This is a genomic window from Antarcticibacterium arcticum (genome assembly GCF_007993795.1).
Classification (GTDB): Bacteria; Bacteroidota; Bacteroidia; order Flavobacteriales; family Flavobacteriaceae; genus Gillisia; species Gillisia arctica.
Map to the genome: position 1 here is coordinate 679018 of NZ_CP042476.1, position 16017 is coordinate 695034.

Here is a 16017-nt window from a genome sequence, read left to right on the forward strand (position 1 = left end):
GAAGGACATACAGTTTTAATTTATTAACAACAAAATAGCTCATTGGTAATTTAATTTGCTGATTTGAAGTGTGTTATAAAAAGTTATTTTCAAATTTTGTTAATATTTATCTTTCTTCGGAAAGAGGGCAGGAGGGAGCTTACTTTTTGATGTAGCGTTTCTTTCTGAAATAATTGAAGCCGAAAGCCCCGGTAAGCAATAACAGCATGGGTACAGCAAGGTTAAGGATCTGCCATTTTTCCCTTTCGGCTGAAGCTTTTTCAATGTCGAGAAAGGCGATGCTTATTTCTTTGGAACGAATGTCTATTAATCCCGAATCATCGAGCAAATAATTAACCGAATTAAGAAGGAACTCCTTGTTGCCATAAGTATTACCGGTATAACGGTCAAATCCCAGTTCCAGGGGCGCGCCCTGTTGCAGCTGGTTCTTTATAACATCTCCATCTGAGATCACGATCATTCCCGTGGCATTACTTTGATCTTTTGCGCCCTGTAGTTCAAAAGGTTTTATCCTGTTCCTGTAAGCCGAAGTAAATTCCCCTTCCAGCAAAACTGCAAGGGCTTGTTCCCCTCCCGTGTACGTAGACAAATCTGGCGTTCTATTGAGAATATTTAAGCTTATCTCGCGGGGCACGCCTTCGGGTTTAGATTGTGGGGAACTTGAAAGCAGCACCATCTTTTTCACGGGATTGCGCAAAGTATCTATTGGGTTTGCCCAGTCAAATTTCACCGCCTCCAGGTTGTTAATAATTGGATGCGTATTAGGTGAAGTTGTTAAGGGGCTGTAAAACCAGGGATAAGGCGAAAACCTGGTGTCATTCCCGCTCCCGCTCGCAAGTATAATGGGGGCCGAGTAAAGGTCATTCACCAGCACCGGATTGATCCTGAAGCCGTATGAAAAGAAAAGGTCGCCTAAATTCAGGTCCCGGGGCAATGCAAAGGCGCTTCCGGTCTCGTTGAACAAACTATCTGTTTCCATCGCGGTATGTTCTACCAGCCACAATGCCTTCCCACCCTGCATAAGATATTGGTCCAGGATGAATTTCTCATTTTCAGTATAAGCCTCAGTGGGTTTTGCCTCGATAATAAGGTCAAATTCAGTAAGGGAATTCAGTGTTTTTTGGGGCTCATTTTCCGCAGAATTGAGGGTGAATGGCGCGATAAAGTAATACTGGCGAAGGGTTGAGATAAAATCGGCAATAAAAGGATCGGGCAGTTCCCCGTTGCCCCGCATTACCGCGATCTTTTTCTTACGGGGTCTCACGAGTTGGCTCAAAGCATTTGCAAAGGAATATTCCAGTTGTTGAACGCTGCTGTTCACACGTTCTTCATCAGATACTCCAAGTTTGTTCTTTAACAACGGGATCTTCACAGATTCTTCGCCAAAATTGGCAATTGCCCAGGGAAAAATAAGGGTTTCACTGGCCTTGCCGTTTTCCATAACGCTAAGCCTGGCAGGGGTCATCCCCAGGGAGTAGAATTCTTCGGCAATGGCATTGGCATCATCCCCTTCAGCCAAAGGATCTATGAAATTGATATAGATGTTGGAATTATAGGCGGTTACTTCTTCAAGAAGTTGTCTGGTCTCATTTTGCAAGCGGCGGAATTCCGGAGGGAAATTTCCTTTTAGAAAAACGTCTATTACAAGGGGGATTTAACTTCAGCAATAATCTCCCGCGCGGCCGGGGAAAGGGTGTAGCGTTGGTCCTGTGTAAGGTCGAAACGCTGATGGAACATAGATGCAAGCCAGTTAATAAGCAGCAGTGCCATGACCAGGAATACAACGTAAATATATTTATTCTGCTTTTTCAAATCTTAAGAATTGCTTGGCTCAGTTTGTGTCTCGGGCTGCACCCTGAAATAAGTGAGGGTGAGGAACAGGGTGATAAGGCTTAGAAAATATATAATATCCCGCGTATCTATTACCCCACGGCTCATACTTTTATAATGGTAACTTATGCCCAGGTATTCTATCCCGTACGCCGAATCGCCAAACAAATTGTAACCCGCCAGGCCTTCAAAAGCAAAGAAGAAAAAGAAACACAGGAATACCGCAATAATAAAAGCCGTGATCTGGTTTTGGGAAAGTGCCGAGGAGAGCAGACCTATAGCAGTATATGTGAATGCCAGGAGGAACAACCCGAAATAGGAACCCAGGGTGGCGCCAATATCAAAGTTTCCCGCAGGATCGCCTAATTGTGAAATAGTGAAAACGTAGATAAAAGTTGGAATAATTGCTATAACACATAAAAAAAATGCACCAAGATATTTCCCCCAAACCAGGTTCCAGATCCCAATGGGTCTTGTAAGCAGAAGTTCCATTGTTCCCTGTTTATACTCTTCAGAAAAACTTTTCATCGTGATTGCCGGGATAAGGAAGATAAAGATCCAGGGTGCCAACTCAAAGAAGGGTGCCACATCTGCAAAGCCATTATCGAGGATATTATAGGGCCCGCTAAACACAAAGAGAAACAATCCCGAGATCACAAGAAATATCCCCACCACCAGATAACCTGTGGCAGAGGAGAAAAACGAGCTTATTTCTTTTTTTAAAATTGCAAACAATTATTTTAAAGTTAAAAAGTTAAAAAGTTAAAAAGTTAAAAAGTTAAAAAAGGTTCAAAGTTCAAGGCCTGCCTACCGCAGGTAGGTTCAAAATTCAAAGGTCAAAGGTCAAAGTTTCGGGTTTAAACCACAAACCATAAACCATAAACCACAAACCACAAACCACAAACCACAAACCTCACAAGACTAACGTCTACCGTCTACTGTCTAACGTCTACCGTCTACCGTCTAACAACTATTCACTACTCCAAACTAACCACCTTATCCACACTCCAGGCTTCGGGTTTTTGGTTGAACCAGACTTTGGTTTCACCCCAAACTTTCAAAAAGAGGTCAGATTTTCGGTAATTCTCCAGGGCAGCTTCATCTTCCCAGTAACTATACGTAAAAAACTGGTTTGTATTGTTTTTATCTCGGTAAAGCTCCAGGAACAAACAACCTTCAAAATTGCGGATCTGGTTCTTATTAGCTTCAAAATTTTCAAAAAACGCATCTATTTTATCGGGTTGAAAACCCATTTTGACAATTCTTACGAACATATTATTCAAATTTTACGGTAATAGTATCCCTTAACTCTAGTCCAAACAGGGAAGAGGCACTTCCAACGGTGCTGGGATTACTTTTATAAATAGCCAACTCTATATAGCCGGCCGAATTGAAAATGGCAAGTTTCTTACCATCTTCTTCGCGTTTTTCCTTCTCCAGTTTAAAATTGATCGCATCGCTGTAGGTCTCGTAGATCTCCTGGAATTTTGCGGTGCGCGCAGTTATATTGAAATTTCTTCCCTTGCCGGTAGCATCAAAAAATTTGCGGTTGATATTGGTAACCACATTCCCGTAATTATCTATATAGATCACGTGGCCCACTATCTGGTTTTTTTCAGCATTTACATAGGGTTCAATTTCCTTCAAATATTTAAGGTTCTCAATTACCTTCCCCACCACTTCGAGTGTTCCGCCCCGGGCAAGGTGACAGGCAACCCTCACAAAGACATCAAGGACCGGAAAATTGCTGTCCACCGTATTGTGGATATTGATCTCTACGATCTTTTCAGGTTTGATCTCGGCTGCAATAAGGGATAAGATGCCGTTATTGGCACAAATAAAATAATGACCATCCAGCAATACTGCCAGATGCTTGTTTTCCGGCGTGAGCTCGCTATCTATCCCTATAATATGAATAGTTCCCGGGGGAAAGCATTTATAGGCATTTTTAATGATGTAGGAAGCCTCGGTAATATGGAATGGCGATATAGAGTGCGAGATATCAACAATTCGCACATCACTCATTTCAGAATAAATAGTCCCTTTAACAGCCCCGGCAAAATGATCTTTCTCTCCAAAATCGGTAGTTAAAGTTATGATTGCCATAGAGGATTGTTAATAATTTTTTAAGGTTAGCTACCTGTTATTTTATGTAAGTTTGTAATACAGGCGAAGATAATTTTATTTCTGCCGCTTATGTCAAAATTAAAAGAAATTTCTTTAATTTCCTGACAGATAAACGGAGATATTTCTGTTGCCGAATATCATAAAATATAACACCTTATAGATAAATTAATTATAAATCCCACTGCTCTTGAACGAACTCATCATCGAACTTTCCGAAATTAGCCCAAGGGAATTTTTTGGGCACCAGAATGAACACATTGAACTCCTCAAAAAATATTTTCCGAAACTAAAGATCGTTGCCCGTGGCAGCCGTATCACTGTGTTTGGAGATGAAGATATGCTGGAAGAATTTGATATGCGATTCACCATGTTGATGGATCATTTCGGGAAATTCAACAAACTCGATGAGAACATCATAGAACGGGTGCTTACCAGCAACAACCAGGAGGAGTATTCTACTTCTACGGAAAGCGGGCAGGTGCTGGTTCACGGGGTAGGTGGAAAACTAATCAAAGCCCAGACGGCTAACCAGCGAAAATTGGTGGAGTTGATGATGAAGAACGATATGGTCTTTGCCATTGGCCCGGCGGGAACGGGAAAAACTTATACAGGTGTTGCCCTTGCAGTAAAAGCGCTCAAGGAGAAACAGGTAAAAAGGATCATTTTGACAAGGCCTGCGGTGGAAGCCGGTGAAAACCTTGGTTTTCTGCCCGGGGATCTTAAGGAAAAATTAGATCCTTATATGCAGCCTTTGTATGACGCGTTAAGGGACATGATCCCCCACGAAAAGCTGGAAGTGCTTATAGAAAAAGGTGTGATCCAGATTGCGCCACTGGCGTTTATGCGTGGCCGTACCCTGGATAATGCTTTTGTGATCCTTGATGAGGGTCAAAATACCACCCATGCACAAATGAAGATGTTCCTTACCAGGATGGGAAAGAGCGCAAAATTTATGATTACGGGCGACCCCGGGCAAATTGACTTGCCGCGTAGGGTGATCTCAGGATTAAAAGAAGCATTGTTAATTCTAAAAGATGTAAAAGGAATAGGGGTAGTGCATTTGGATGATAAAGATGTAATACGCCATAAACTGGTGAAAAGTATAATTGCCGCATACAAGGAAACCGAACTTACCGAGACCTAGGATCCAGTAGTTTTACCATATAAAATTTAAACAAAAGATTTTACAGGAAATATTAAAGGCAACTTTAAAATTTCCTGTTTCATTTAAAATAAGTCCCATAAAATGAATAATACCATAACTGCTACCAACTTCAATTTTCCAGGTCAAAAATCGGTTTACAAAGGCAAGGTGCGCGAAGTTTATGAATTGGAAAACAATGTACTGGTAATGATTGCTACAGACAGGCTTTCGGCTTTTGACGTGGTGATGCCAAAGGGAATTCCCTATAAAGGCCAGATCCTTAACCAGATTGCCACCCAAATGATGGATGCCACCAAAGATATTGTTCCCAATTGGCAGGTTGCAACCCCAGATCCCAATGTTGCGGTAGGTGTGAAGTGCGAACCCTTTAAAGTTGAAATGGTGATACGCGGTTATCTGGCTGGCCATGCTGCCAGGGAATATAAAGCGGGAAGACGCACTCTTTGCGGGGTCACGCTGCCTGACGGATTAACGGAAAACGATGAACTACCGGAACCAATAATTACTCCGGCTACAAAAGCTGAAATGGGGGATCATGATGAAGATATTTCAAGAGAGGAGATCCTTCGCAGGGGCATTGTATCTGAAGAAGATTATAAAGTCCTTGAAGATTATACTTATAAACTTTTTGAAAGAGGTACAAAGATCGCTGCAGAAAGAGACCTTATTCTGGTGGATACGAAATATGAATTCGGAAAAACCCCTGAAGGCAGGATCGTGCTCATAGATGAAATTCATACGCCCGATTCTTCACGGTATTTTTATATGAACGGGTATGAAGAACGCCAGGACAACGGCGAACCCCAAAAGCAGCTCTCCAAGGAATTTGTGAGGCAGTGGCTCATAGAGAATAACTTTCAGGGCCTGCCAGGGCAAACTGTGCCCCCGATGAGCGATGAATATATTCAAAGTGTTTCTGAAAGATACATTGAGCTTTATGAAAATATTACTGGTTCTAAATTTGTAAAAGCCGATGTATCCAATATTGAAGCGAGAATTGAGCGGAATGTGTTGGGTTATTTAGCAAAATAGTGAGTAGGGAATAGTGAGTAGGAAATAGTGAGTAGTGAGTAGGGATTAGTCGTTAGTCTTTAGTATGGTGTGAATTAGTGATTAACTGGGGGTGATTAGGTTTTGATAATCTGCCAAAATCTGCGGTTTTAAGCTCTGCGAAAGCTGCGGGAAATGTTGTACTTGTGGGTTCGTGCCTGCCGTCCGCAGGTAGGTTTTATGTTTAGGGAATAGGGATTAGTGAATATTTATTAGTCGATAGTCCCAAGTATAGTTTCACTTTGTTGTTTGAGGTTACTGGGAGAAGTTATAAGACTTTGATTATCTGCGGAATCTGCGGTTTTAGGATCTGCGGAATCTGCGGGAAATGAATTTTTTGTCTTGATATTTGGAGCTTGATGCCTGAATTTTTGTATTTGGAATTTGGTACTTGGTTTTGGTTGCTTGCTATTTGGTATTTGTAAATGGGAATTTAGAAATTGGAATTTGATTTTCGTTTCTCTATTTTTAGAAAATGAAAAATATACAGCTCAAATCATTTGCAGAATATAAAAAGGCCTACCGGGAAAGTGTGGAAACTCCGGAAGCTTTTTGGGATAAAATAGCCGGGGAATTTCAATGGCAGAAAAAATGGGATAAGACCCTGGAATGGGATTTTTCCAAACCCGACATTAAATGGTTTCTGGGTGGAAAGTTGAACATTACTGAAAATTGCCTTGATCGTCATTTGGAAACCCTGGGAAATAAAACCGCTATTATTTGGGAACCCAATGATCCGGATGAAGAATCCAGATATATATCTTACCGCCAATTATTTGTAAAGGTATCCCGTTTTGCCAATGTACTAAAGAATAATGGCATCAAAAAAGGTGACAGGGTATGTATATATATGCCTATGATCCCAGAGTTGGCAATTGCAATGCTGGCCTGTGCACGAATAGGAGCGGTACATTCGATTGTGTTTGCCGGATTTTCCAGTACGGCAATAGCCAATCGTATAAATGATTCCAAATGTAAAATGCTAATTACAGCTAACCAGGTATACCGGGGTTCAAAACCGGTGAATCTTAAGGAGATCTGTGATGAAGCCCTGAAGGACACCCCTTCCATTGAAACCGTTATTGTGTACAGAAGGACGGTGGAACCCACTCCTATGCAGGAAGGAAGGGATAAATTCTGGTTTGATGAACTTCAAAAAGCCGGGAAAGATTGCCCTGCCGAAGTAATGGATGCCGAAGATCTTCTTTTTATACTGTACACCTCCGGTTCAACCGGGAAACCAAAAGGAATGGTACACACTACAGCGGGATACCTTATTGGAACTGCCTATACTTTTTCCAATGTATTTCAATATAATGCCGAATCTCCCAACCAGAGTTTCAATGGGCGCGATGTGTACTGGTGTACCGCAGATATAGGTTGGATCACCGGACATTCTTATATCATTTACGGTCCCCTGGCAGCGGGGGCTACCACAGTCATGTTTGAAGGTATTCCCAGTTATCCGGACCATGGAAGATTCTGGGAGATCGTTGAAAAATTAAAAGTTACCCATTTTTATACCGCTCCTACCGCAATAAGATCCCTTGCCAAACATCCTTTGAAATATGTTGAAAAACATGACCTTTCATCCTTAAAGGTACTTGGAACGGTTGGTGAACCAATAAATGAGGAAGCCTGGCACTGGTATAATGACAATATTGGAAAGGGGAACAGTCCTATCGTAGATACCTGGTGGCAAACCGAAACGGGTGCCATTATGATCTCACCAATCGCTGGTATTACCCCCACGCGTCCAACATTTGCAACCCTGCCTTTACCCGGAGTTCAACCGGCATTAATGGATGAAAATGGAAATGAAATTACCAATTTGCATGAAAAAGCAGAAGGCCGGCTGGCAATAAAATTCCCCTGGCCCTCTATGGCAAGGACTATTTATGGAGATCATCAACGCTATAAAGATGTATATTTTTCAGCCTATAAAAACATGTATTTTACCGGGGATGGGGCTTATCGTGATGCCACAGGGAATTACCGTATCACCGGCAGGGTAGATGATGTGGTAATTGTAAGTGGCCATAATCTTGGTACGGCCCCAATAGAAAACGCTATTAATGAACATCCAAAAGTAGCGGAGAGCGCAGTAGTTGGATTTCCTCATGATATTAAAGGAAACGCCCTTTACGCTTATGTAATACTGTATGATGATATTGAACAAACTCCGGAGCTTAAAGAGGAAATAAGGGCAGAGGTAGCCAAGATCATTGGCCCCATTGCAAAACCGGACAAGATCCAGTTTGTAACAAGTCTTCCCAAGACCCGAAGCGGAAAGATCATGAGAAGGATCTTAAGGAAGATCGCATCACGCGATACCGCCGATCTCGGGGATACTTCAACATTATTAAATCCTGAGATTATAGAGCAGATAATTGAAGGAAATCAAAAAGCATAGGGTATATTTTGAATTTCGGATTAATTTTTGTTAATTAATTTGAAATAATTAATTGTATTCAGATGAAAAACTTTACTTCTTTATTAATTATTTTATTTATTGTAAACCTTTCATTTTCTCAGACAGGTTGGCAACCGGGAATGATTTCTTCCTTAGACAGATTTGAAAATGTCAATGAAAGGAAGGCTCCCCTCAAATATACCGGTACTCCCTACATTGAAGAGGATTTTGTACCGGGAACTATAAGTGATGAAGCCGGAAACACGCGTGAAGCCTATTTAAGATATAATTCAATAGAGGAAATTGTAGAAATACAAATAAAGGATAACGGCCTGCAGGGAATTAGGGTTCTTCCAAGAGTTAAGGAGTTAACCTATACTTTAAATGATTATAAATATATTTTTGGCTCCTTCATTACAAGTGAGGGGGAGAAGTTAGAGGGTTATTTTATAGAATATTTTGAAGGGGACTCTTATGGTTTATATGGAAATCCAATTCCAAAACTTATGGATGCCGAATATTCCAAACGTACACTTGGACATGGAAGATTACCTCATTTAAGTGTAGAGGTAGAATACTTCATAAAAACAGAGGATGGTATTTTTACCAGGGTAAATTTAAAAAATAAGGATTTTAAAAAAATCTTACCGCAATCTGCACCTGGCGGAAAATAAACCAAAAACTCCGCAAGATTATGCACACCTGCTAAGATGGTTCCAAAAACTTTAATTTTTCCGGTTTATTTTGATAAGAAAACCACAATTCCTGCAGCTTTCCTCTATATTTGATGTTGGTATGCCCGGTGAAAATCCGTATCGCGTGACACCATTAATCCGGCGACCTCATGACATTGTTATATCCTGAGTTAATTGATAAAATTATTGAGGATGTATATACCAATTCGTGGTATAATAATTGTTTCAATTAAAATCTAAACATAAAACCTTTATAAATGAAATTTTACTTTACTTTCCTTGCCTCAGTTTTTATTGTTCTAAACAGCTTTTCCCAGGTAAGCGATTTTATTCCTGGAAATTCTCCGCTACTTATCCTTACTACAAATAATACTCCCGATGGATATACAGGATCGCCTTACGTTGAAAAGAATTTTGTAAATGGAGTGATCATGGATACCGATGGTAAAACCCATCCGGCTTTTTTGAGATATAATACCGTGGAAGATGTAGTGGAAGTAAAGCTTGCATTATCTGAACCCGATACATTTGTTCTGCCAAAATTAAAAAACATATCCTATAGAATGAATGGGTATACTTATGTCCTTGATTCTTTTCGAACAGATAAAGGAGAAACTCTGGAAGGATATTTTATGAATTATTATGATGGGAAAAAGGTAAAATTTTATGCCCGTCCAATGCCTGATATCACCCCTGCTGAAAAAGCAAAAACAGGTTATGAAAAAGATAAAGCTGCTCATTTAAATGTAAAAACTGATTATTACATTGCCTTAAATAATGGGCCATTAAAAAATGTTAGATTAAAAGATAAAGATTTTAAAAACGCTTTACCTGCCTCCAAAGAAGTAGACAAGTACTTTAAAGAGGTTAAAGTGAAAAGCGTAGAGGATTTTGTTAAAATGCTCGAATGGTATGACCAGCAGAATTTTTAATTAATATCCATACAAGATTGTAATTAAGAGCCTTAGCGGGCTCTTTTTTAATGGCTTTTAGGGAAATGAAATAAAGAGAAAATTCTATATGTGCAGGCTATGGTGAAGTGGTCTGAATGGAAGTTTCATGATTGTAAGAATTATTTCATTATCAAATGTTAAATACTGTTAAGAATTGATAAATTGTTTATATTGGCCTAGTCTAATTAACAACTTAGAAATATATGAGAGCATTACTACCTATTCTATTCTTTTTCTGTGTTATTACCACATTTTCCCAAACTACTATCTCGGGAACTGTGGTTGATAACAATAATATACCGCTTCCTGGTGCAAACATCATAGCTGTAGGAACCACTCAAGGGTCTATAACAGATTTTGACGGGAAATTTTCCTTAACAGTGGATCAGGCGCCTCCTTTCAATATTGAAGTGAGTAATGTCGGTTTTGAGTCCCAAACATTCAGGATTACTACAAATAACCAGGTGTTGAATGTTATAATGGTAGAAGGAACCTCTCTTGATGAGATAGTAGTTTCTGCTTCCCGGACGCCTGAAAGGATCTTTGAATCCCCGGTTACTGTAGAAAGATACGGGCTAGCACAAATAAAAAATACCACGGCAGCTTCCTTTTATGGGGGACTTGAAAACTTGAAAGGTGTAGATGTAAATACAAACAGTTTGACTTTCCAGTCAGTCAACACCCGTGGTTTTGCCACTTTTGCGAATACCCGTTTTGTACAATTGGTAGATGGGATGGACAATTCCTCACCGGCACTTAATTTTGTATTGGGTAACCTGTTGGGTATGACAGAGCTCGATGTACACTCAATAGAATTACTTCCCGGGGCATCCTCTGCACTTTATGGGGCCAATGCGTTTAACGGGATTTTGTTTATGACCAGCAAGAATCCATTTGATTTTCCGGGAATAAGCGCCTATTACAAGCAGGGATTAACCTCACAGGATGCAGCGGGAACTAATGCATTTTATGATCTTGGATTAAGGGTAGCCCATAAATTCTCAGATAAGTTTGCTGCGAAAGCCAACTTCTCCTATTTAAAAGGAACAGACTGGTGGGCAGTGAGTGAAGAAGATGTTTTAAACCCAGGAAGAGACAGGTCTCATCCTAATTATGATGGTTTGAATATTTATGGAGATGAGGTGTCAACAAACATTCGCGGGGTAGGACAGGCACTGGTTGCCGCAGGATTGATCCCTGCAGGGGCAGAAAACCTTTTGCCTAACTCCAGCGTAAGCCGTACCGGTTATGCTGAAACTGCATTGACCGATTATAATGCTGAGAGTATAAAATTGGATGCTGCTTTACATTACCGACCATTTGCCAATGATTTTGAAGTGAGCTATGTGGGTAAAGTAGGTTTGGGTACCACTATTTATCAGGGTGCTAACAGATATTCTATTAAAGATTTCTTTTTACAGCAACATAAGATCGAGGTTCAAAATGCAAACTTCTTTGTGAGAGGATATATAACAGATGAAGATGCGGGAGATTCCTATGATACCAGATTTACTGCTATTAACATTAACAGAATGTGGAAATCTGACCAGCAATGGTTTGGACAATACGCAGGCGCATTTATCCAGGGAACCCTTGGGGGGCTTAACCCGGACCAGGCTCATGCAATAGCAAGACAAACTGCCGATACCGGAAGATACCTGCCGGGAACTCCGGAATTCCAGAATGCATTTGATCAGGTAACCACAGATCCAGATCTTGCAACAGGTTCTCAATTTCAGGATGCCTCTCAATTAAGACACGTAGATGCCAATTATAACCTTACTCATTTAACCGAAGATATTGCCGAAATTCAGGTGGGAGGTTCTTTCCGTGAATACCGTTTAAATTCCTTCGGAACAATCTTTACAGATTTTGATGGCCCTATTTCATATAAGGAATATGGAGTATACACCCAGATCCAGAAGAAATTACTGGAAGAAAGATTAAAACTTACAGGGTCTTTACGCTATGATAAATCTGAACTTTTTGAGGGGAATTTTTCTCCCAGAATTTCAGCAGCTTATACAGCCGGAGCATCCAGAAGCCACAACCTTAGAGCTTCGGTTCAAACAGGTTTTAGATACCCAACCACCCAGGATCTTTTTATAGGTCTTGATGCAGGGCGCGCTATTCTTGTGGGTTCAGCCGAGTCTAACCTGGACCGGGACCGCAGAACTTTTCCTTTAAGCGGAACAGGTGCCACGGTAACAGGAAGCCCTACAGCTACAATTACAGGAAGAGCTGCATATGAAAATGCATTCTCTCTTAATTCTGTACAGTCCGGGGCACCGGCAGCTGCTAATGTTGAAATAGTAAAACCGGAACAGGTTACAGCTTATGAAGTAGGATACCGCGGCCGTGCAGGGAGGGTTATTGTAGATCTAAATGCATACTATAATGAATACCAGGATTTCATTTCAAACGAAACTGTACTGGTTCCTTTATATGGTACCGTAGGAGATAATTCACTTTCCTTGCTTGCACTACAACAAGGAGATTTCCGGGCATACCAGACCTATACCAATTCCCCTGCAGAGGTTAAATCATTTGGTGCATCTATTGGTTTAAGCTCCAAAGTTTTTGGAAACTACGATCTTGAAGGGAATTATACATTTGCTGAACAGGACTTTGACCAGTCTACCGCTCCCGATTTCAGGACTGCTTTCAATACACCAAAACATAAGGTAAAACTTTCCTTTGGAAATACCGAAGTATATAAAAACCTGGGATTCAATATTAATTACCGTTGGAGCGATTCTTATTTCTGGCAGGCAACTTTTGCTGACGGACAGGTACCTTCATTCTCTGTAGTTGATGCTCAGGTGAATTACAAGATCCCATCCTGGAAATCTATGATCAAAGCTGGTGCAACCAATATAGGAGGTAAAGATTATTTTACCGCATATGGTACCGGTTTGATAGGGCAACAATATTACGTTTCCCTGATCTTTAATAACCTATAACAGATAGTCACTCTAATATTTTATAAAATAAAAAAATATGCAAAATGAAATTAAATAAATATAAATGGTTCGTGCTGCTCCTTGCAGGGGTGGTAATAGGTTGTAGTTCAAATGATGATAATGAGGTAATAGTAGAACAGGTAGAATATACCTCCGGGTCTGCCGATTTTTCAACCTACGTAGCAATTGGAAATAGCCTTTCATCTGGTTATACAGATGGTGCACTTTTCAGGGCCGGTCAAAACAATTCTATGCCCAACATCCTTGCCGGGCAATTTGAGTTGGCCGGGGGAGGCGAGTTTATCCAGCCATTGGTACCAGATAATAAAGGAGGCCTACTGCTTGGGGGTAATAAAATTGCCGAGCCCAGGCTTTATTTCAATGGTAGTGGTCCGGTAAGGATTTCTGCCGCTCCGGCAACCGAAGTTTCAACCCGTTTAACAGGCGCTTTTAATAATTTGGCTGTTCCGGGAGCAAAGAGTTTCCATTTATTGGCACAGGGTTACGGAAATGTGGCTGGAGTGGCCACAGGCCTGGCAAATCCATATTTCGCCCGGTTTGCCAGTAGTAATACCGCCTCTGTGCTTGGCGATGCCATTGCCCAGGACCCTACATTTTTCTCATTATGGATTGGGAATAACGATGTCTTGTCTTATGCCACCAGTGGTGGTGCAGGCATAAATCAATTAGGGAATGGAGATCCTGCAACCTATGGAAGTAATGACATCACTGATCCTCAGGTCTTTAAGAATATTTATACGATGATTGTTCAGGGTTTAAAATCTACCGGCGCAGATGGAGTAGTTGCAAATATTCCCAATGTGATGAAGATCCCATATTTCACGACAGTACCCCATGCCCCTTTAAGTCCGGCAAACCCTTCTTTTGGCCCTTTAATTCCTACCTTAAATCAAACATTTGGAGGCCTTAACCAGGTATTTACCGCTTTGGGAGTTCCCGAGCGATCTATAGTTTTTTCTAGTACAGCTGCAAGCGCGGTTGTTATTAAGGACGAAACACTTACAGATCTTTCGGCTCAAATTACAGCTGCGTTAGGTGCCGGTGGGGTAGATGCCGGAACTGCATATATTTTCGGTCAATTATACGGGCAGGCCAGACAGGCAACTGCCAGTGATCTTCTTGTTCTTCCCAGTTCTTCTATAATTGGACAGCCTAATGCAGAAGCCTTTACAATGCTTACAGCCCTGGGTGTGCCAGAGGCTACTGCAGGGCAGTTATCTGTAAATGGAATAACTTTTCCGCTGGAAGATAAATGGGTATTAACCCCGGCTGAACAAGCCGAAGTTTTGGCTGCTACAACTGCTTTTAACCAAATTATTAAAAACGTTGCAGATGAATATGAACTGGCACATGTAGATGTGAATTCTATTCTTAACCAGGTAGCGGCAACAGGGGTAGGTTTTGATGAGTTTTCTCTTAATGCAAAACTGGTTTTTGGAGGTGCTTTTTCTCTTGATGGAATTCATCCCACCGCCAGAGGGAATGCATATATAGCCAATAAATTTATTGAAGCTATTAATGCTAAATTTGGATCTAATTTACCAGCGGTGAAGGCTGCAGGATATACCACATTATATCCGGCATCAATGTAATTTAATAAAATAATAGTTAAAGATCCCATTCCCAAAAGGAATGGGATTTTTACTTTTTAGATACTTCTATTCCAAATTCAGGAACGGTAAAATACCTTAAATTTTAATCTCATAATCCCCAATCATTTTCAGCATTACTTTTTCAGATCCAGATAGGGAGGAATAGTTCTTTTCTCCGGTAGGCTTCACCTTTTCAAAAAACGGCTGTATTTCCCCGTTTTCATAGTTTTCCACAATAGCAGGGTGAACATAATATTGTTTGCATACGGTACGGGTGTTTCCCAGGCCGGTCGCAGCGGCATCATATGCTGCAAGTATATTTTTTTTGTTTTCTTTTTCTTCTTCGGTATAGCCTAATTCGTAAAGTGTTTCAAAGAATATTTTGGAAGCACTCCATGTCCTGAAATCCTTGGCCGAAAAATTTTGGCCGCTTATTTCCTGTATATACTGGTTGATCATCCCGCTGTCCAGAGCTTGTTTTTGGCCGGCCTCATCAAAGAATTTAAACAGTTGCCAACCCGGGATCTCTTCACACTGGTTTACCAGTTTTATAAGTTTTTTGTTTTTGATTGTTACTGAATGTTCCTTTCCCTTTTTCCCTACAAATTCAAACTTCATATTGTTTTTGGAGATCTTTACGTGCCGGGAACGAAGGGTGGAAAGTCCGTAAGTTTTATTTTCCTTTGCGTAATAAGCATTCCCAATACGAATGTGTGTTTCTTCCATTAATCTTATCACGAGCGCCATCACTTTCTTTTGATTCATTTCAGGCAGGTCCAGGTCTTCTTCCACCCTTTGCCGTATTTTTGGAAGCTTTTTTCCAAAGGTGGACATTTTAAAAAATTTTGTCTGGTTCCTCAGGTTAGACCACAGGGGATGGTAGATGTATTGCTTTCGGTTCTTTTCATCTCTACCCACCGCCTGTAAATGTCCTTTGCCAGATTTCGCGATCTTCACATTTTTCCACGCCGGGGGTATCACAAGACTGTTAATTCGTTTTAGAATTTCGGCATCCTTTACTTTTTCATCTTTTTCCAGATAAGTAAATCCCCTTCCTGCTTTTTTTCGTTCTATAGAAAGGTCTCTTTCCTGAATATATTTAAGATTTGCCATTTGAATAGCATCCAGCGGATTGTCAAGGATGGTATTCACATCTTCAGAAGAAAGTGTCATACAATTTTTTTGGAAAAGATATATTTAAATGGATT

13 protein-coding genes are annotated in these 16017 nt (G+C 40.6%); 7 read left to right on the forward strand and 6 right to left on the reverse strand.

Features of this window, described 5'->3' with window-relative positions; translation table 11 throughout:
• Positions 1 to 139: 139 nt before the first annotated feature.
• The 5 genes from gldG to FK178_RS02905 all read right to left on the reverse strand — a co-directional run bounded on the left by gldG (position 140) and on the right by FK178_RS02905 (position 3936).
• A complete protein-coding gene (gene gldG / locus FK178_RS02890; protein ID WP_317130375.1) occupies positions 140 to 1597 on the reverse strand; it encodes a gliding motility-associated ABC transporter substrate-binding protein GldG in 1458 nt (485 codons plus the stop codon).
• A gap of 44 nt (positions 1598 to 1641) precedes the next feature.
• Positions 1642 to 1812 (reverse strand): hypothetical protein, encoded by a 171-nt coding sequence (locus tag FK178_RS15830; protein ID WP_317130376.1) that lies wholly within the window; start codon positions 1810 to 1812, stop codon positions 1642 to 1644.
• 3 nt (positions 1813 to 1815) lie between these two features.
• The gene (gldF, locus tag FK178_RS02895) at positions 1816 to 2565 is read right to left on the reverse strand and encodes a gliding motility-associated ABC transporter permease subunit GldF (RefSeq protein ID WP_146830825.1); all 750 of its coding nucleotides are present in this window, start codon (positions 2563 to 2565) and stop codon (positions 1816 to 1818) included.
• A 242-nt stretch (positions 2566 to 2807) separates the two neighbouring features.
• Complete coding sequence (locus tag FK178_RS02900) at positions 2808 to 3104, reverse strand: putative quinol monooxygenase (protein ID WP_146830827.1); 297 nt, start codon at positions 3102 to 3104, stop codon at positions 2808 to 2810.
• Between the two features lies 1 nt (position 3105).
• Complete coding sequence (locus FK178_RS02905) at positions 3106 to 3936, reverse strand: SAM hydrolase/SAM-dependent halogenase family protein (RefSeq protein ID WP_146830829.1); 831 nt, start codon at positions 3934 to 3936, stop codon at positions 3106 to 3108.
• 208 nt (positions 3937 to 4144) lie between these two features.
• On the opposite strand from FK178_RS02905, the gene FK178_RS02910 reads away from it, so the two are divergent.
• The 7 genes from FK178_RS02910 to FK178_RS02940 all read left to right on the forward strand — a co-directional run bounded on the left by FK178_RS02910 (position 4145) and on the right by FK178_RS02940 (position 14809).
• Positions 4145 to 5101, forward strand: coding sequence for a PhoH family protein (locus tag FK178_RS02910; protein WP_146830831.1), 957 nt, complete (start codon positions 4145 to 4147; stop codon positions 5099 to 5101).
• 102 nt (positions 5102 to 5203) lie between these two features.
• Positions 5204 to 6154 (forward strand): phosphoribosylaminoimidazolesuccinocarboxamide synthase, encoded by a 951-nt coding sequence (locus FK178_RS02915; RefSeq protein WP_146830833.1) that lies wholly within the window; start codon positions 5204 to 5206, stop codon positions 6152 to 6154.
• 493 nt (positions 6155 to 6647) lie between these two features.
• Positions 6648 to 8585, forward strand: coding sequence for an acetate--CoA ligase (acs, locus tag FK178_RS02920; protein ID WP_146830835.1), 1938 nt, complete (start codon positions 6648 to 6650; stop codon positions 8583 to 8585).
• A 62-nt stretch (positions 8586 to 8647) separates the two neighbouring features.
• A complete protein-coding gene (locus FK178_RS02925; RefSeq protein WP_146830837.1) occupies positions 8648 to 9259 on the forward strand; it encodes a hypothetical protein in 612 nt (203 codons plus the stop codon).
• A 278-nt stretch (positions 9260 to 9537) separates the two neighbouring features.
• A complete protein-coding gene (locus tag FK178_RS02930) occupies positions 9538 to 10212 on the forward strand; it encodes a hypothetical protein (RefSeq protein ID WP_146830839.1) in 675 nt (224 codons plus the stop codon).
• Between the two features lie 224 nt (positions 10213 to 10436).
• On the forward strand, positions 10437 to 13196 hold the full coding sequence (locus FK178_RS02935) for a TonB-dependent receptor (RefSeq protein ID WP_146830841.1): 2760 nt from the start codon (positions 10437 to 10439) through the stop codon (positions 13194 to 13196).
• A 44-nt stretch (positions 13197 to 13240) separates the two neighbouring features.
• Positions 13241 to 14809, forward strand: coding sequence for an SGNH/GDSL hydrolase family protein (locus FK178_RS02940; RefSeq protein WP_146830843.1), 1569 nt, complete (start codon positions 13241 to 13243; stop codon positions 14807 to 14809).
• Positions 14810 to 14905: 96 nt separating this feature from the next.
• Here FK178_RS02940 and FK178_RS02945 read toward each other — a convergent pair whose 3' ends face one another.
• Positions 14906 to 15982, reverse strand: coding sequence for a DNA topoisomerase IB (locus FK178_RS02945; RefSeq protein WP_146830845.1), 1077 nt, complete (start codon positions 15980 to 15982; stop codon positions 14906 to 14908).
• Between the last annotated feature and the right edge of the window lie 35 nt (positions 15983 to 16017).

Excerpts from the sequence above, each read along its gene's own strand:
- FK178_RS02900 (WP_146830827.1), bottom strand. The coding sequence starts at position 3,104 with ATGTTCGTAAGAATTGTCAAAATGGGTTTTCAACCCGATAAAATAGAT.
- FK178_RS02935 (WP_146830841.1), top strand. The coding sequence starts at position 10,437 with ATGAGAGCATTACTACCTATTCTATTCTTTTTCTGTGTTATTACCACA.
- FK178_RS02940 (WP_146830843.1), top strand. The coding sequence starts at position 13,241 with ATGAAATTAAATAAATATAAATGGTTCGTGCTGCTCCTTGCAGGGGTG.
- FK178_RS02905 (WP_146830829.1), bottom strand. The coding sequence starts at position 3,936 with ATGGCAATCATAACTTTAACTACCGATTTTGGAGAGAAAGATCATTTT.
- FK178_RS02930 (WP_146830839.1), top strand. The coding sequence starts at position 9,538 with ATGAAATTTTACTTTACTTTCCTTGCCTCAGTTTTTATTGTTCTAAAC.
- acs (WP_146830835.1), top strand. The coding sequence starts at position 6,648 with ATGAAAAATATACAGCTCAAATCATTTGCAGAATATAAAAAGGCCTAC.
- FK178_RS02915 (WP_146830833.1), top strand. The coding sequence starts at position 5,204 with ATGAATAATACCATAACTGCTACCAACTTCAATTTTCCAGGTCAAAAA.
- FK178_RS02925 (WP_146830837.1), top strand. The coding sequence starts at position 8,648 with ATGAAAAACTTTACTTCTTTATTAATTATTTTATTTATTGTAAACCTT.
- FK178_RS02945 (WP_146830845.1), bottom strand. The coding sequence starts at position 15,982 with ATGACACTTTCTTCTGAAGATGTGAATACCATCCTTGACAATCCGCTG.